Annotated in this window: 17 protein-coding genes; 1 reads left to right on the forward strand and 16 read right to left on the reverse strand. The window is 50.3% G+C overall.

From position 1 onward, the window contains the following. Positions 1-80: 80 nt before the first annotated feature. The 10 genes from ACFSUC_RS02240 to ACFSUC_RS02285 form a co-directional block, all read right to left on the reverse strand. Positions 81-872 (reverse strand): YheC/YheD family protein, encoded by a 792-nt coding sequence (locus tag ACFSUC_RS02240; protein ID WP_379927967.1) that lies wholly within the window; start codon positions 870-872, stop codon positions 81-83. A gap of 318 nt (positions 873-1,190) precedes the next feature. Next, a complete protein-coding gene (locus tag ACFSUC_RS02245) occupies positions 1,191-1,958 on the reverse strand; it encodes a tRNA threonylcarbamoyladenosine dehydratase (protein WP_379927808.1) in 768 nt (255 codons plus the stop codon). A 139-nt stretch (positions 1,959-2,097) separates the two neighbouring features. Beyond that, positions 2,098-3,897: an aspartate--tRNA ligase gene (aspS, locus tag ACFSUC_RS02250; RefSeq protein ID WP_379927809.1), complete on the reverse strand. Its 1,800-nt coding sequence runs from the start codon at positions 3,895-3,897 to the stop codon at positions 2,098-2,100. A gap of 2 nt (positions 3,898-3,899) precedes the next feature. Continuing rightward, positions 3,900-5,165 carry a histidine--tRNA ligase gene (gene hisS, locus ACFSUC_RS02255; protein WP_379927810.1) on the reverse strand — a complete coding sequence of 422 codons (1,266 nt, stop codon included), beginning with the start codon at positions 5,163-5,165 and terminating at the stop codon, positions 3,900-3,902. Between the two features lie 396 nt (positions 5,166-5,561). Beyond that, complete coding sequence (gene mnhG, locus ACFSUC_RS02260; protein WP_379927811.1) at positions 5,562-5,963, reverse strand: monovalent cation/H(+) antiporter subunit G; 402 nt, start codon at positions 5,961-5,963, stop codon at positions 5,562-5,564. Then, complete coding sequence (locus ACFSUC_RS02265; protein WP_379927812.1) at positions 5,947-6,231, reverse strand: Na(+)/H(+) antiporter subunit F1; 285 nt, start codon at positions 6,229-6,231, stop codon at positions 5,947-5,949. The genes mnhG and ACFSUC_RS02265 overlap by 17 nt, the downstream gene beginning before the upstream one ends. Then, positions 6,232-6,708 carry a Na+/H+ antiporter subunit E gene (locus ACFSUC_RS02270; RefSeq protein WP_379927813.1) on the reverse strand — a complete coding sequence of 159 codons (477 nt, stop codon included), beginning with the start codon at positions 6,706-6,708 and terminating at the stop codon, positions 6,232-6,234. A gap of 7 nt (positions 6,709-6,715) precedes the next feature. Next, positions 6,716-8,206, reverse strand: coding sequence for a Na+/H+ antiporter subunit D (locus ACFSUC_RS02275; protein WP_379927814.1), 1,491 nt, complete (start codon positions 8,204-8,206; stop codon positions 6,716-6,718). Further along, positions 8,199-8,540, reverse strand: coding sequence for a Na(+)/H(+) antiporter subunit C (locus ACFSUC_RS02280; protein ID WP_379927815.1), 342 nt, complete (start codon positions 8,538-8,540; stop codon positions 8,199-8,201). Before ACFSUC_RS02280 ends, ACFSUC_RS02275 begins: the two co-directional genes overlap by 8 nt. A 2-nt stretch (positions 8,541-8,542) precedes the next feature. Beyond that, the gene (locus ACFSUC_RS02285) at positions 8,543-11,428 is read right to left on the reverse strand and encodes a Na+/H+ antiporter subunit A (RefSeq protein WP_379927816.1); all 2,886 of its coding nucleotides are present in this window, start codon (positions 11,426-11,428) and stop codon (positions 8,543-8,545) included. Positions 11,429-11,608: 180 nt separating this feature from the next. On the opposite strand from ACFSUC_RS02285, the gene ACFSUC_RS02290 reads away from it, so the two are divergent. Further along, positions 11,609-11,833, forward strand: coding sequence for a hypothetical protein (locus ACFSUC_RS02290; RefSeq protein ID WP_379927818.1), 225 nt, complete (start codon positions 11,609-11,611; stop codon positions 11,831-11,833). A gap of 145 nt (positions 11,834-11,978) precedes the next feature. Here the strand turns inward: ACFSUC_RS02290 and ACFSUC_RS02295 are convergent, their stop codons facing one another. The 6 genes from ACFSUC_RS02295 to dtd form a co-directional block, all read right to left on the reverse strand. Continuing rightward, positions 11,979-13,268, reverse strand: coding sequence for a GNAT family N-acetyltransferase (locus ACFSUC_RS02295; RefSeq protein WP_379927819.1), 1,290 nt, complete (start codon positions 13,266-13,268; stop codon positions 11,979-11,981). 320 nt (positions 13,269-13,588) lie between these two features. Beyond that, entirely contained in the window at positions 13,589-15,124 is a 1,536-nt protein-coding gene (locus ACFSUC_RS02300) for a coproporphyrinogen III oxidase (RefSeq protein WP_379927820.1), read from the reverse strand. Between the two features lie 137 nt (positions 15,125-15,261). Beyond that, a complete protein-coding gene (locus ACFSUC_RS02305; RefSeq protein WP_379927821.1) occupies positions 15,262-15,429 on the reverse strand; it encodes a hypothetical protein in 168 nt (55 codons plus the stop codon). 98 nt (positions 15,430-15,527) lie between these two features. Then, a complete protein-coding gene (locus ACFSUC_RS02310; protein WP_379927823.1) occupies positions 15,528-15,845 on the reverse strand; it encodes a DMT family transporter in 318 nt (105 codons plus the stop codon). 5 nt (positions 15,846-15,850) lie between these two features. After that, positions 15,851-16,192, reverse strand: a complete 342-nt coding sequence (locus tag ACFSUC_RS02315) for a DMT family transporter (RefSeq protein WP_379927824.1) — start codon at positions 16,190-16,192, stop codon at positions 15,851-15,853. A gap of 140 nt (positions 16,193-16,332) precedes the next feature. Further along, positions 16,333-16,818 (reverse strand): D-aminoacyl-tRNA deacylase, encoded by a 486-nt coding sequence (dtd, locus tag ACFSUC_RS02320; protein WP_379927825.1) that lies wholly within the window; start codon positions 16,816-16,818, stop codon positions 16,333-16,335.

A 16,818-nucleotide genomic window follows, 5' to 3' on the forward strand; every position in this document is an offset into this window, starting at 1 on the left:
TCAATTCCCTGTTCTCTTATCTGTAACACTCAACTTGTACGGCTCAAATGGAAATGGAAGTTCGATAAATCGGACGGCACTTATCGTACTCGAGACCGTGTCCTTCTGCGTGCAGCACGGATCGCTCGCTGCATACGCTTGATTCGCCAGTAAGCGCTCTTGTCAGGCAGCATGGCAAACGGGTGATGGGCTGGATAATCGAAATTCACTTCAATCACCCAGATTCGTCCCGCACGATCCAGACCGAAATCAATGCCGATCTGGTTCGTCGAAGCCTTATAGTGCTGAAACCGTTCACTGATGCGATGACTTAACAGGATCAGACTTCTTTTTTTACTGGCAATTTGTACTGGGTTCATGCGGAACGATCTGCGCAGTGCTTCATCGAGCGTCATGATCGAACCGCCTGATCGTTGGAGATTCGTAATAAACGTCACACGTCCGGCTACTTTCACAAAAAAGCCGAAGAACCCCCATTTTCCATGCGGTTTGCGCATCATCATTGCCCGGATATCGAAGGGCCTGCCTTGAATCGCAGCCAGTGGAATAGCCTGTTGAATGAGATTTGTTCCCGGAGCTGCATCGCGTCGTATCCTCCTGTTGAGCTCCTGAATCGTAAGGATACGGGTTTGCCGCACCACCGTTTTCCCTCTCATCTTTGCATAACCATAGCCGTGAGGAGTCTTTTGTGCCACCATAATGCCGCTTCCTCTATGAAGCCGATCCGGCTTGATGTATACCGATCGATATCGATTCAGCATCCCGTTCAGCGTGCGCGGAGAAAGCAGCGCAGTTGCGGGTAAAAACCTGCGAATATAGGTATCCCGATAATAGAATTGATGCAGTCGCCATTTTGAACTCGATCTCTTCATCACGCTTTCTTCTCCCTCTGCTTGACTGATCATGCTTCCATCGTATGTGATCGTGAACAAAGCGTGAGGGGGATCGTCCAGGGAATAAAAAAACTCCCCTTACAGCAGCAGGTCCATCATTCACCTGCCACCATAAAGGAAGCGTGTATTTACTTCTGGCATATGAAGGTCAAAGTGATCAACCCTTGTTCCTTCGCTTCAATGCTCGGTTTTATCGCCAAGTTCTATCGCTTGGTTTTATCGCCAGGCTTCATCACAAGGCTCCACAGCAAAGTTTCATGCCATGCTATCATGCCAAGTTTTATGCTCATTTCATTATTAGGTTTCAATTCCTGCTTTCTTCAGCAATTCCTTAATCGCCACACTGACCATAATCAAACCAGCCACAGGTGGTACAAAGGCATTGCTGGATGGGGGCTGCTGTGCTTTCCGAATGTTCTTCGGCGCCGTATCCGGGACGATCTTCTCCGTAATATCCTCACGAGGCTTCATCGGTTCCTCGGTGGAGAAGACGACCTTGACCCCCTTCTTGATCCCTTCCTTGCGCAGTTTCTGTCTGATCACACGCGCAATCGGATCGACACTCGTCTTGGAAATATCCGCGACCTGAAAACGGGTCGGGTCCATCTTGTTGGCCGCTCCCATGCTGGAGATCATCTTGATTTTCCGTCTCAGGCATTCCTTGATCAGATGAATTTTGTAACTGACCGTGTCTGACGCATCCAATACATAATCCAGTTCATAGGCGAACAACTGCTCATACGTTTCCTCTGTGTAAAACATATTGAGCGCGATCACATCACAATCCGGATTGATCAGCTTGATCCGGTCACGCATCAGATCTGCTTTTTTCTGTCCGATCGTAGTCGTAAGGGCATGAATCTGACGGTTGATGTTCGTGACATCGACGACATCCTTGTCAATCAGGATAATCCGTCCCACGCCCGTTCTTGCCAACGCTTCTGCCGCAATGGAACCCACTCCGCCGATTCCAAGCACGGCCACGGTGCTGTTCCTTAGCGCTTCAATGCCTTCAGGACCAATTGCCAGCTCTGTACGGGAAAACTGATTTAATACATCCGACACGTTGCTGTCACCTCTGTATAGTTAGATGAGAAAACGAAGAAGTCACTTTCTTGCAAGTTACAAGTTACTACACTTGCTTAGTTTTTCTTACGTTCTCTTACATGTTCTTACGGTTTCTTACCTGTTCTTTCGTTTATTTCTAGGCTTGTTCTTGATCGGAATCTTTGTCTTTCTCAGGCTTGTAGGTCACATCAATATACAGCTCACGCAGCTGCTTTGTATTTACTTCGGATGGCGCATCCACCATTAAGTCCGTCGCATTGGCCGTTTTCGGGAAAGCGATCGTCTCACGCAGATTCGAGCTACCGGCTAGCAGCATAACGATGCGGTCAAAGCCAAACGCAATGCCGCCATGCGGAGGCGTGCCATATTCAAAGGCATCCATGAAGAATCCGAATTGCTTGTGCGCTTCCTCCATCGTAAACCCGAGCGCCTTGAACATTTTCTCCTGAATGTCGCGCTTGTAAATCCGCATCGAACCGCCACCAATTTCATACCCGTTCAGCACGAGATCGTAGGCTTGAGCGCGAATTTGCAGCGGATCGCCATCGAAATGCGCAACGTCCTCGTCACGAGGTCTCGTAAACGGATGATGCTCCGCCACATAACGTTTTGCTTCCTCATCATAGCTGACCAGCGGGAAGTCCACAACCCACGCAAACTTGAATTGAGACTCATCGATCAGCCCCAGATCCTTGGCAATTTTCAGACGCAGGTTGCCCAGTACATCGGCTACCACTTTTTTGCTGTCGGCGGAGAACAAGATCAGATCGCCATCCTCTGCCCCGACACGCTCACGAAGACCGCTTAATTCATCTTCCGAGAAGAACTTCACGATCGGCCCTTTCATTTCTCCGTCCTTCACCTGAATCCAGGCCAGGCCTTTCGCGCCATAACGGGAAGCATATACGCCGAGATCATCGATTTCCTTGCGGCTCCACGTTCCGCATCCTTTGGCGTTAATCGCCTTTACTTGACCGCCGCCCTTGACGACATTGGCAAATACCTTCACCCCGGAATTGGCAACAAGGTCAGACAGATCGACCAGTTCCAGACCAAAACGAAGATCTGGCTTGTCCGAACCGTACTTGCCGATTGCTTCAGAATAAGGCAGACGCTGGAATGGTGTAGGAATATCGACATTCAGCGTTTCCTTGAACAGCTTCGCCATCAGTTCTTCCATCATCGTGAGCAACTGATCCTGAGTCATGAAGGATGTCTCAATGTCCACCTGCGTAAATTCAGGCTGGCGATCTGCCCGCAAATCCTCGTCACGGAAACAGCGCGCGATCTGGTAGTAGCGTTCTACCCCACCCACCATCAGTAACTGCTTGAACAGCTGCGGAGATTGCGGCAGTGCGAAGAATTCACCTGGATGAACACGGCTCGGCACCAGATAGTCTCTGGCTCCTTCCGGCGTGCTCTTGGTCAGAATAGGCGTCTCAACATCGAGAAAGCCATTTTCGTCGAGAAAATCACGGAAAATCTTGGACGCTTTGGAGCGAAGCTGCAACGTCTTCTGCATCTCTGGACGACGCAAGTCGAGGTACCGATACTTTAGACGCAACGACTCGTCAATTTCAATGCCATCCTCAATGAAAAACGGCGGATTTTTCGCGCCATTCAGCACGTCCATTTCTGTAATCTGAACTTCAATCTTCCCGGTAGGCAAATTTTCATTTACCGTTTCCGGATCGCGTTTGACGATCGTTCCCTTAACAGCCAGCACGTATTCATTGCGTACTTTATCTGCAATGGCATGCGCCTCGCCAGAAAATTCCGGGTTGAATACGATCTGTACGATCCCGCTGCGGTCGCGCAAATCGATGAACAGCACGCCCCCCAAATCCCGGCGGCGCTGAACCCAACCGTTCAGAACCACTGTTTCTCCTACCATTTGCTCTTTCAAATTGCCACATTGATGTGTGCGTAATAACATGCTTATAAGCTCCCTTCTAATTTATACTTCAAATGCTCAATCCATTCGGTCAATAATACGGCCTGCTGCTCACCTTGAGCGAGATCCTTCAGGACAATCTCTCCTCGATTGAGCTCATCCTCACCGAGTATCGCGGCAAAGCGAGCCTTCGTGCGATCTGCTGATTTCATCTGTGCTTTCATCTTGCGACCCTGATAATCCTTGTCGGCACGAATACCCGCAGATCTCAATTGATACAACAGCCTTGGCGTCTCCTGCTCAGCTTTCTCGCCAAGCGCAATGAGATACACCTCAAGTGGATTCGGATTCGGAATCTCAATCCCCTGATCCTTCATCACCAGCAATACGCGCTCTATCCCGATGCCAAATCCAATGCCCGGCTGCTCGGGACCTCCGAGCTGGGAGACCAGACCATTATAACGGCCTCCGCCCCCGATCGTATCTATCGAGCCAATTCCGGCACACTTGTATTCAAAAGCAGTATGCGTATAATAATCCAGCCCGCGCACCAGCTTCGGATTGACTGTGAACGGAATGTCCATCGTTGTCAGCGCATGCTTCACCTGCTCAAAATGGGTCGTGCAGGCCTCGTCCAGACTATCCAGGATAGAAGGGGCATCTGCAAAGCGATGCTGATCCTTCTTGCAGTCCAGCACACGCATTGGATTTTTGTCCATGCGGGTCTGACAGTCGCTGCACAGTTCTTCCTTCATCGGCTCCAGGTAAGCTAGGAGCGTACTGCGGTAAGCTTCGCGACTGGCCGGATTACCAACAGAGTTGATCTCCACCTGCACGCCCTGAATGCCAAGTGACTGATAGAACGAGTAGCCGAGCGCAATGACCTCTGCATCGATCGCCGGGGCCTCGGAACCGAACACCTCCACCCCGAACTGGTGGAACTGACGATACCGGCCTGCTTGTGGACGCTCATAACGGAACATCGGGCCTATGTAATACAGCTTGCTCACATCCGGCTCCCCGTACAGCTTATTCTCCACATAGGATCGCACCACACCCGCCGTACCCTCCGGTCTAAGCGTCATACTGCGATTTCCCTTGTCCTGAAACGTATACATCTCCTTGGACACGACATCTGTCGTTTCGCCTACACCTCGTTGAAAAAGCTCCGTACTTTCAAATATCGGGGTGCGGATTTCCTTATAGTGATAACGGGCACACAAGTCTCTTGCCTGCTGCTCAAACCACTGCCACTGCTCCACCGTGCCTGGCAGCAAGTCCTGCGTGCCATTCGGTTTTTGCATACTCATCGATATGAACCTCCCTTATTTCACATTCAGAAACACATAAAAAAACTCCCGCCCCTGACCTTGCACAGTCAGGGACGAGAGGATTGCTTGTTCTCCCGTGGTACCACCCACATTTAGCATTGCCGTCCTGGCAACACTACACTTTACGGTTAACGCCCGCCTACGCTGTCGGCTAATAGGAGACTTGCTCCGTTCACGAACAGTTCTCAGGGATGTCTTCATCTGGTTCTCACAAGAATGCTTACACCACCAGGTACAACGACCCTCGGCATTCCTCTCTGTGTGTGAGCTTGCCACACTACTCTTTCCCGTCACTGAATCGATCTCATAAGGCTGCTTCAAACGGCAACCTTGCATGTAAACCTGATTGTAATACGTCATTTCCACAAAGTCAAGTCAGGATTCTGCACGTTCGGCTATCTTCTCTTCCGTCGCCATTTGCGGATTCTCATCGGCTTCCTTCAGGTCTTCCCTCACCGTGTAGTCCGAGAGCGGCACACCTGTCCGATAAGCCGCACGGCAGATCAGGTGACCCGCGACCGGAGCCGTCAGGAATACAAATACGATTCCCAAGATGAGACGTGCGCTCGGATGCCCTTCGAAAATCATGAAGTAGATAAATCCGCCTGTCAACACACTGAGCACGCCAAGCGTAGAGCTTTTGGTAGCCGCATGTGAGCGGTTGTACACATCCGGCAGGCGAATCAGGCCGAAGGAGCTTAACGCACTGAGTACCGCTCCAAGCAGGATCATGATGCCAACCAGCGGTTCGCCAATCATCTCAATCGTCTCTCTCATGCTCGATGACCACCCCTCGTTCAATGTATTTGGAAAAGGCAATGGTACCGAGAAAAGCCAGAATACCAATCAACAGAATGATTTCCAGAAAGGCCTGTGTATTCAGCATAATCGAGATAATAGCTACCATCGCAATCAGGTTGACCCCGATCATATCCAGCGCAATAATGCGATCTGACATCGAAGGTCCTTTCAGCACGCGATAGAGACATCCGAGAATGGCCAGCGCAATAATAACCAGAGAAGCTAACAGCATCATATCCAGCATTTATCGGCTCACCTCCATAATCGCCTTTTCAAACGTCCCCTTGATCTGCTCCCGCAGCTTGTCGGCATCCTTGATGTCCATCGCATGAATATACAGCACCTTCTGGCTGCGCGATACTTCCAGCGTTAGCGTGCCGGGTGTCAAGGTAATGAGACAAGCCAGAATCGTAATCTCCCAATCTGATTTCAACTCGGTATGAAGAGCGAAGATGCCGGGACGAATGTTGATTTTCGGTTTAATGATGTGACCGATGACGACAAAGTTGGAGAGCACCAGTTCCTTCAAAAACAACAGTAGCAGCTTGAACATCGCCCACAGCCGAAACATATAGAAATCATCGGGGATAAACCTGCGCAGGCCGAAGAGGAAGATCAATCCAATGACATACCCGCTCACAAAGGAAATAAAGCTCCAGTCATTATTCAAAAACATCCACACGACCGCAATCATGAGATTCAGTACAATTTGCAACGTCATGATTTATCTACTCCTTTAAGACCGCTTCGATGTACAGGTCGGGATTAAGCAATGTCTCGGCTGCCTGAGACACATACGGTAAGATCGTCTCAGCCCCGATGCCGACATATACAACCAGCGCCAGCAATACGCCCGCAGGAATGAGCAAAGCTTTCAGACTCGGCTGAGCGGAAGCGGCCTTGTTCGTTTCCGGCATCCGCTCAGCCCCCCAGAATGCCTTCATGAACATATTCATGACGGCATAGAGCAGGACCAGGCTTCCGGCCAGACTAATGCCGGAAATCCAGAATTGTTCGTCACCCAGACCGCCTCGCAAAATGAGCAGCTTCCCGATAAATCCGCTCAACGGAGGCACTCCGACGACGGCAAGGGCAGCGATGAAGAACATCCACCCCATTGCGGGGTATCGCCGTATCAACCCGCCCATGTTCTTTAGACGGTCTGTGCCTGCTGCAAGAACAATGGCCCCGCCAAGCAGGAACAGGAGCGACTTCACTATCATGTCCTGAAACAGGTAGAAGATGGTGCCTTGTATCGCATCTTCATTGGCGATCGACAGTCCAAACGCGATAAAACCGACCGCGTAGACGATGTTATAAATGAGAATGCGATTTACATCCTGGTACGCAACCGCCCCCAGCACACCCGCAATCATCGTCAATGCCGCCATCCAGCCGATCAGACTGTGCGTAATATGCGGCTCATGGTAGAAGATGAGCGTAAAGACACGAATGATCGCATACACCCCGACCTTTGTCAGCAAACCTGCAAACAGGGCCGTAATGGCTGCTGGCGGCGCACTGTATGAGCCCGGCAGCCAGAAGAACAGGAACAGCCCTGCCTTCAGGCTAAAGACGAACAGAAACAATATTGCAATGACGGTCAGAATGCCGCCTTGACCGACCTCGGCGACCCGAACGGACATATCCGCCATATTGAGCGTGCCGACAACCGCATACAAATAGGCCACAGAAGCGACAAACAAAATCGAAGATACAATGTTGACCAGAATATATTTCAGCGATTCCCGCAGCTGTGCTTTTCGTCCGCCCAATACAATGAGCGCATAGGAGGAAATCAGCATGATCTCAAAACAGACAAACAGATTGAAAATGTCCCCTGTCAGAAAGGAGCCAATCACACCGACGATCAGAAACTGCAGAAACGAATAGAAATAATGGCGTTCCCGTTGCTCTCCAATGCTGGAAAAGGCATAAAACAGACAAACTGCACTGATGACCGTCGTCGTCAGCACGAGCAGAGCAGCCAGCATATCAGCTACAAATACGATCCCGTATGGCGCTTCCCATCCGCCCATATTCAGCGTCTGGATGCCATCACGCTTCACTGCCAGCACCACCCAGGCTGCAACACCCACATTCAGCAGCATGCTGATTGCACTGAGCATGCGCTGCCATTCTACACGTTCCTTCAGAAAGATAAGGACAATCCCCGTACACAGTGGAATGAGCAGAGGCAGTACAATGAGGTTATTCATCTCCATCCCGTCCTCTCAGTTCCTCCATGTCATCCGTACCCAACTGCTGATAAGCGCGGTAGGCCAATACGAAAAAGAAGGCCGTTACCCCAAAGCTGATGACAATAGAGGTCAGTATAAGTGCCTGGGGAAGCGGATCGACATAGCTTCCGGCCTCCTCACCAAGCAGAGGCGCCGCACCCGTCTTCAGCCTGGACATGGTGAGCAGCAGCAAATGCACCCCATGGCTCAGCAGAGAGGTACCCAGCACAATGCGCAGTAGGCTTTTGGACAATATCAGGTACGTGCCAACCATAAAGAGGATGCCGATCGCAGCAGACATCAATAGTTCCATAGCTAGCGGTCCTCCCCGATCGATAAAATGATCGTCATCGTCACACCGACGACAGCGAAATAAACACCTAAGTCAAAGAGCGTGGCCGTGGCCAGCTCCGTCTTGCCTCTGAGCGGCAAATCAAAATAGCCAAACGCATGACTGAGAAACGGTGCCTTGAACAGAAAGGAGCCGATCCCGGTCAACAGCGCGGTCATCAATCCGATGCCCGTAATCATGCGGAAATTCAGCGGAATGACCTTGCGAATCGTCTGCAGGTCAAACGCGAGCGCCAGTAAAATCAGTGCAGAAGCCGTCATCAGCCCGCCAATAAATCCACCCCCCGGGTTGTGGTGACCGGAGAAGAAGAGAAACACAGAAAACGTCAGAATAATGAACACAATCAATTTTGCTGTCGTCTGTAAGATGACATCATTGATCTTGTAAGCCTTGTTGAGCCTTCTCTCCAGCGGAACATCCTGCATCCGCTGGTTCAGGTCATCCTCTCCGTCCACCGCTTCCAAACGCAGCTTGATCATCGCAAAGATACCGAGTGAGGCCACACCGAGCACCATAATTTCCAGCAGCGTATCAAAGCCCCGGAAATCGACGAGAATGACATTCACGATATTTTTACCGCCCGCCAGCTTGTAGCTGTTTTCCACGAAATAATCGGAAATTGAGGTAAAGTGTCTCGTGTTGAAAGAGGCTAGCGCAATGAAGAACATGACCAGCCCCACACCGAGAGACAGGATGAAATTGGTGACCTTGAAACGAATTGATGTCAGCTCTTTTTTCAGCTTCGGTAAATGATAGAAACAGAGCAGGAACAGCGCAACGGATACTGTCTCTACAATCATCTGTGTCAACGCCAAGTCTGGCGCACGGAAGATGACGAAGAACAGGCTGACCATGTATCCGACCGCACCGACCAGAATAATCACAGTTACTCTCGACCTTGCAAACGGAACCGCAATTGCGGAACCAACGAGCACGGCAACAAGCACGACCTCATAGATGGAGATCTCCGCATAATCGCCACCACTCCAAACGAAGCCGCTGGAGCGGACAAATGCATAAACAATGACCCCGATGAAAAAGGTGAAAATATAGATCAGATACTGGCGAATGGAGCCGCGCATATAGAACCGGGTCAAGCCTGATGAGAACCGATCCAGTCCTCTCAGTCCCTGATCATAGGCCACATTTAGAGCCAGCTTCTGCGGGAGCCTGTCGTAGAGACCCTGCCACTTCGCCAGCAAGACGTACAGCAGCGTTCCCGTTCCAATGACCCCTATCGTCATCATCAGCTCCGTATTCCATCCGTGGAAAAACGAAATCGACACAATGAATTCTTCACCCTGAGCCAGCAGAGACGGTAAAATGGCCGCCATCGCCGGTTCAATCAGGGAATAGGACAAGATATTCGGGAAAAAGCCGAATACCACCACCAGCGACACCAGTATGGCTGGCGGAATGAGCATGCCTATCGGCGCTTCGTGAGGCTTCTTGTCCAGCTTCTCCGGCTGGTATTTCCCGCCAAACGTCTTGAAAACGACGATCAGACTGTAAATAAACGTAAATACACTGGCTATCCAGGCCACAATCGGAAACAGGACCCCGACCGTCTCCATATTGAAAATGTCCATATGCGACGCTTTCAGCATGGCTGTAAAGAACATTTCCTTGCTGAGAAATCCGTTAAATGGAGGCAGCCCTGCCATCGAAAGCGAGCCGATCAAGGCGAAGGTAAATGTAATCGGCATCAGGGCCATCAGCCCACCCAAGCGGCGAATGTCGCGAGTACCCGTCTCATGATCGACGATCCCTACCACCATAAATAACGCTCCCTTGAAAGTCGCGTGATTGATCAGATGGAAGACCGCTGCCGTTGTCGCGGTCGTATAGATCAGAGATTCATCCCCGTAACCATAATAAACCGCCGCAGACCCGAGCCCGAGCAAGGACATAATCATCCCCAGCTGACTGATCGTCGAAAAGGCCAGAATCGCCTTCAGATCCGTCTGCTTCACCGCTGAAAAGGACCCCCAGAACAACGTGACGATCCCAAACACCGACACCAGCCAAAACCATTCAGCCGCTCCCGCAAAAATCGGGCTAAGTCTGGCTACCAGATAGATACCAGCCTTGACCATCGTGGCTGAGTGAAGATAGGCACTGACCGGAGTCGGCGCCTCCATCGCATCCGGCAGCCAGATGTGAAACGGGAATTGCGCAGACTTCGTAAAGGCCCCCAGCAAAACAAGCAGCATGGCCGGAACAAACCAGTCATGTGCGGTGACCACATCCAGTTGGCTGTAGATCTCCCGCACGCTGAAGGTACCGGTCATCACATACAGCAAAATAAAGCCGGCAAACATGGCAAATCCGCCGAATACCGTAATCAGCATCGACTTCTGCGCCCCGTAGGTCGATTTCTCGCGATGATACCAAAATGCGATCAGTAAAAAGGAAGAAATGCTGGTAAGCTCCCAAAAGCCATACAGCACAATCAGATTATCGGACAGCACCAAGCCAAGCATAGCACCCATAAAGAGCAGCAAATACACATAAAAATTGTGAATGGCTTCTTTCTTCCGATCCAAATAAAAAATCGAATATAAGATGACCAGTGCGCCAATACCTGTAATCAAGAGCGCGAACAGCAGGCTGAGTCCATCCACATAAACCGTGAAATCAACACCTAAAGACGGAATCCATGGCATCGAGGATTCCAGCAGCTCCTTGCTTTGAATACGTGGAATGTGAGATAAGAAATACGAAAAAAGAAAGATAGGCAATACCAGGACAAACCATCCTGAATGCACGTGTCGAACCACTTTATAGAACAGCGGAACGAGAACAGCAAACGCAAATGGCGCCAGGATTGCCGCATGCAGCAAAGACAACCGTCATACCCCCATCTTGTTGAAATCATCGTGTCTTTCACTTTCAAGTTTAATCCTTGATGTTGCAGTCTACATCGTACGTACTGCTAGAGCTAGTATGTCCGAAATGTGGAAGAATACTTTCCTGTATAAGATTCGTCCATAATGGAACAAGCTATGAAGATAAAGGAGTGAATCTTCATGGTCTTGAAAAAAGCAATGACCTGTCTGGCCATCTTTCTCATTCTCCTGGCCTGGGGCTGGGCAGTCAATGAACGGTACCAGTCCCTTCATTACCGACCGTCCGTTCATTCTTCCTATTCCACGCATGCCAGCTTCATCGAGCCCTTCGGTCCCCGAGAATATGTAAAAATCAGGAGAAAACCCGTATTGATCAACGTTCCGGAGCCGGGCCTACAACCTTAATGAGTCCCGGCTCTCATTTTCTTCTCTCTTCACTCTCTTCACTCTCTTCACTCTCTTCACTCTCTTCACTCTTTTCCATACGGCTCAGCGAGCAAATTGTTCCATGTTATTTATCATAGAGGAATTAAAAGTTGAAGACAAGCAATCAGAAAAAGTCAGGCAAATAGGTACTGTGCCCGGAAAGTCGGCTTGACAACACCTGGACAGCCTGCTCATCACCCGTTATGAGTTGCCGCTTGTACAGCTCCACGCCATGTCGGTAGCCTAACAGCCACGCCGTAATATCCGGAATGGCACCACGAATCACTGGCAGGGTCGCCTCATCATGTCCAGATCGTTCCAACGATCTTTCCTCCGATATCTGCACAATCGCTACATGACCCGCTTCATCCAATTCCAGCAGGTAAGCTCCGTTATTCCAGTCTGCAAAGGTGTCCACCACCTCCAGGACCAACTGACATGCGCTACCAGGCTGAAACGGATACTGACGAAGAAAGCCCTCCATATCGACAATTCGGGCCATAAAGTAAGGCGTGATCTCCTGCTTGAATTTCGGATCATCCAATCCATACGTCATATCTTCATTTGCGGGCACTTCGATCTCGATCTCATCAGCCATCGAATCATGCTGGGCAATGAATTGCCAAATCGCCCGTCTTCCTGCTTCCGTCGTATAGCCCGACGCATACACCTTCATTTTCCGGTCCCGAACCTCATATTCCAGAAAAGCCTCTCTGACCTTCTCTTCCTTGCCTGACCCTTCTCCTTCCGTGCTTGCATCACCCTCATGTGCACGTTCATACACATACTTGATACTCCCAGACTGAAACACCCGCTCCTGCCACCACATTCCCGTTCTGACCAGCGTTCCGTTGTAATGACGAGCCACGCGGTCATAAACGTCTTGCATCGCTGTCCAGGCCTCTTCGGACGCCGCCAGTCGCACCCATTGCCCCTCGCTGCCGTTTGCTGAATAAACCGGCACCTGTGCCATCTTCAGCGTGCAAATTTTGCGATCCACGAAGGTCTCCCACCCGTATTTGCGGTAAAAGGAAAAAGAAAACGGATGCAGCATCGACAACGTCAGTCCCTTTTCCCTCATCTCCCGCAAGCTATGGGCGAGCAACTGCCTGACCAACCCCAACCGCCTGTATTCCGGCCATGTTGCCACCCCCGCGATTCCACCCATGTCCAATACCTTCTCACCGACGTACACCTGAAGATCCAGCAGCGTGAGTTTCCCTAACAGCGTGTCATCCTCTTTTCTGAAAATCCCCCGTACAGAGGATGAAGGGATCATCTTCCTTCTCATCGCTCGCACTTCGGGCGTAATCGTATGCTGAAACGCAAAACCAGACAATTCAATGGCCTGATCCATCTCCTCATAGCGCAGCGATCGAATATACGTATTCATCTCATTTATTTTGGTTGTCATGGATATACTCCCTTCGGGCACAGATACGAGGCCCGCTATATTTCTCTATTCCGATTTCTCTATTTCGATTTCTCTATTCTGATTTTTCTATTCCGGTATGTATGCAGCAATCCTTGCTTATCATCATAATCCAGACAGCCCCTCGGTTCAAATGCCGGTAGCGATCATATTCTAGCCAAAAAAGAAAAATGCCTGCAGCACATTCGCTGCAGGCGTGATCAAAAGTATATTTAAAAAGGGGGTCTACAGATAGTATAGGAAATCAATATTAAACAGAGATGAAGATCCCTTTACAGTTATATTACAAAATATAAAGCGCTTTAATTGTGATGGTTTGCGAACCATGCATTCAGCTTCTCTATTTTTTGCTGCGTATAATGCTCGAAATGATCGTTATAGGCCTTCGGCTCCTTCGGATTGGCAAAACGCTCAATTTTGCCGGTTTGCGGGTGCACCCATTTGGTTGAAGCCCCGCAGCCCAATCCGAGAATCGTCTGCATTTCCTCCATAATCATGATGTTATAAATGCTCTCCTTGCCAGGCAGACAGTAGCCTACATTCTCGAGATTGCCCAAAATGTTTTTCTGACGGTACAGATAGTAAGGCTCATAGCCGTGATGGAGCGTCCACGCCTCGGCAGCTTCCATCATCCGGCCGATTTCTTGTCGGTCTGCCACTTTGTACTTCTCCTTGTTTCGAGTCATCTCTGAAGCCCGTTTGAAAGAGAGTGTATGCACCGTCAGTGACTCCGGCATCAGCTTCTCCGTTTCCTGAAGCGTGTGCATGAATTCAGGCAACTGCTCCCCTGGCAGCCCGATAATGAGATCCATATTGATGTTGTCCATGTCCATTTGCCGGGCCAGGTGGAACTTCTCGATCGTTTCCTCCACCGTATGATGACGGCCAATCGCCTTCAAGGTCTCCTGAATGTAGGACTGCGGGTTAATGCTGATGCGATGGATGCCCCACTTCTTGAGCACGTTCAGTTTTTCCGGTGTAATGGTATCCGGCCTGCCCGCTTCCACCGTAATCTCCCTGATCGATGCCGGCTCCGGAAACGATGCAAACAGTTCCTCATAGAGCATATCCATTTCTTCGGCTGTAATACTGGTCGGGGTTCCCCCGCCAAAGTAAACGGTGGTCACACGGATACCAAGTTCCTTGAGCCGCTGTCCAACCTGTCTCATCTCATAGTGAAGACCGCCGAGGAAAGAATTCACGTCCCCCTGCCTGCCGTTGATCGCATAGGCCGGAAACGTACAGTACGCACACTTGGTCGGACAATACGGGATGCCAATATAAACACTGACTTCACCCTTCAAATCGTACAGATCCGGCACGACCTCAAGCTGACGCTCCACGATGCGTTCCATCAGTTCAATTTTGCGGGGCTGAATGCCGAACTGCTCAGACAATTGCTGTTGACGCATTGCACGGGACTGCTGCTTCTGTACCCGCTGGTGCAGCAGCTTGGTCGGTCTCACCCCCGTCAGGATACCCCATGGCTGCTGAAGACCGGTATGGCGTTCCAATACGTCCAGCAGGGCAAAATGAAGGGGTTGCTTGAGCCGTTTGCGGGTGGACCTCTCATGCTCCGAACCGAGTTCCTCTGTAGCGAATCCCTCTGCCTCTCTTCGGCTCTCAAATTGCTGACCATCCGGAGCAAGCAGCACGGCAGAAACGAATAATTTGCCCTGCGCTTCCTCCCTGTTCAATTTAATCTGAATGGTGACGACAGATTCGTCCCTGCCCGTCTTTGTTTCCACATCCACCTGGGCATCCTCGTCAAACAAGCCGATGAGGTGCTCCACCCCCAGCATCATCTCTGGCGCGATGCCCTTAACTATCCATTTCATCGCTTACGATTCCCCTTTTATCACACATCTCACACGTTTATCACGTCTTCTATAAGCTGTTCTTCCTCAAAGCTGCGAATTCAAATCAAGTAAATGACCCATCTTTTGTCGATTGTTTCATTATAAAAAGGAATAGCCTATTTGTATAGGAGAGCCTGATTTTTCACCTGATGGTGCTGCTGACCCTCTGGCCATAGACCCGTCTCGCCTTGCTGCTTGTTCAGCGCTTCCCATTCCTGTCGGTGCGAAGCGGATTGCATGTTCGCGTTCATTGCCATGGCTTGCTGGCGGATGGAAGTTCTCAATGGATTGTCACCTCCGTACAGAGATCAATATCCATTAGTCTGAACCTTTTTCCGTTCCGCCATTCCCAGCTTTTCCGGGTTGTTCCGGCTATTCCCATCTATTCTCCGATCAGCTTGAGTCCAATCACAGCCGCGATAATCATCCCGATGAACAGGATTCTCCTCCACTCTCTGGATTCCCCGTACCAGATCATGCCGACAAAAGCACTGCCGCATGCGCCAATCCCGGTCCATACCGCGTAGGCCGTCCCCATCGAAATGTCTTTCATCGCGATCGACAGAAAGACAAAGCTGGCACCAAAGCCAAGCAACAATAACACCAGTGAAAGGACAGAACGCTTCACATGAAACTGATTGATCATCGCCACGCCTACCATCTCGAACGCTCCTGCCAGGATTAATGAAAACCAGGCCATGCTGCTCACTCCTCTCCAGTTTGAGGTTTGCCCTCATCTGTGATCGATTTGATTCCGATGACTCCGATCAGAAGCAGCAGCACGAGCAAAACCTTGCTCCATCTGAAGGGCTCACCGAAAAATAATATTTCAGACAAAACGGTGCCTGCCGTACCGAGTCCTACAAACACCGTGTACACCGTACCTACCGGAAGCCTTTTTCCTGCCGCTATCAGGCCGTAAAAACTGATGACGATAGCCACGATGGTACCCGACCAGGCCCATAACTGATCCGCATGCTTCAGTCCGATCACCCAGCACACTTCAAAAAATGCCGCAATCCCAATCAACAACCAGTCTCTGTTCATGATGTGGTTTATACCTCCTTGATGACCCAAATAAAAAAACCCGGAAGGCTCGATTGCATCGCTCCCAGGTTCCGTCTTCTCCCATCAAACTGCTAACTATTTTTCATTTTATTCTCGTTCATTTTTACTTCTTTTCTATTTCATCTCTCGTTCATTTCTCTATAAGTCGTCCAGTCTTGTGAGTCCAGTACAAGGGTCACCGGACCCCAGTTTTCAATCGATACGCTCATCATCGCTCCGAAGATGCCTGTCTCTACGTGAATGCCCTGTTCCCGAAGCCGTTCATTGAACCGCTCATACAGCAGATTGGCCTGATCCGGCTTTGCGGCCTGCATAAAGTTTGGCCTTCTTCCCTTGCGGCAATCTCCATAAAGCGTAAACTGGGAAACGGACAGAATGGCACCACCGCAGTCAAGCAGCGACCGGTTCATCTTGCCGTTCTCATCTTCGAAGATACGCAAATGGACAATCTTGTCCGCCAGCAGTTGCACCTCATGCTCCGTGTCGGCATGGGTCATCCCAACCAGCAGTACCAGACCTTCTTCAATTTGACCGACAACCTCCATGCCGTCAGCCTGCTCTACACGAACGGAAGCTTGTCTGCTTCTCTGCAATACCACTCTCAC

This window comes from Marinicrinis sediminis (assembly GCF_042685085.1).
Taxonomy (GTDB): Bacteria; Bacillota; Bacilli; order Paenibacillales; family KCTC-33676; genus Marinicrinis; species Marinicrinis sediminis.

Coding starts and splice junctions, on each gene's coding strand:
- ACFSUC_RS02300 (WP_379927820.1), bottom strand. CDS start 15,124: ATGAAATGGATAGTTAAGGGCATCGCGCCAGAGATGATGCTGGGGGTG.
- ACFSUC_RS02310 (WP_379927823.1), bottom strand. CDS start 15,845: ATGGCCTGGTTTTCATTAATCCTGGCAGGAGCGTTCGAGATGGTAGGC.
- ACFSUC_RS02295 (WP_379927819.1), bottom strand. CDS start 13,268: ATGACAACCAAAATAAATGAGATGAATACGTATATTCGATCGCTGCGC.
- aspS (WP_379927809.1), bottom strand. CDS start 3,897: ATGTTATTACGCACACATCAATGTGGCAATTTGAAAGAGCAAATGGTA.
- ACFSUC_RS02315 (WP_379927824.1), bottom strand. CDS start 16,192: ATGAACAGAGACTGGTTGTTGATTGGGATTGCGGCATTTTTTGAAGTG.
- ACFSUC_RS02270 (WP_379927813.1), bottom strand. CDS start 6,708: ATGACGTTGCAAATTGTACTGAATCTCATGATTGCGGTCGTGTGGATG.
- ACFSUC_RS02240 (WP_379927967.1), bottom strand. CDS start 872: ATGAAGAGATCGAGTTCAAAATGGCGACTGCATCAATTCTATTATCGG.
- ACFSUC_RS02290 (WP_379927818.1), top strand. CDS start 11,609: ATGGTCTTGAAAAAAGCAATGACCTGTCTGGCCATCTTTCTCATTCTC.
- hisS (WP_379927810.1), bottom strand. CDS start 5,165: ATGAGTATGCAAAAACCGAATGGCACGCAGGACTTGCTGCCAGGCACG.
- ACFSUC_RS02280 (WP_379927815.1), bottom strand. CDS start 8,540: ATGGAACTATTGATGTCTGCTGCGATCGGCATCCTCTTTATGGTTGGC.
- mnhG (WP_379927811.1), bottom strand. CDS start 5,963: ATGAGAGAGACGATTGAGATGATTGGCGAACCGCTGGTTGGCATCATG.
- ACFSUC_RS02265 (WP_379927812.1), bottom strand. CDS start 6,231: ATGCTGGATATGATGCTGTTAGCTTCTCTGGTTATTATTGCGCTGGCC.
- ACFSUC_RS02275 (WP_379927814.1), bottom strand. CDS start 8,206: ATGAATAACCTCATTGTACTGCCTCTGCTCATTCCACTGTGTACGGGG.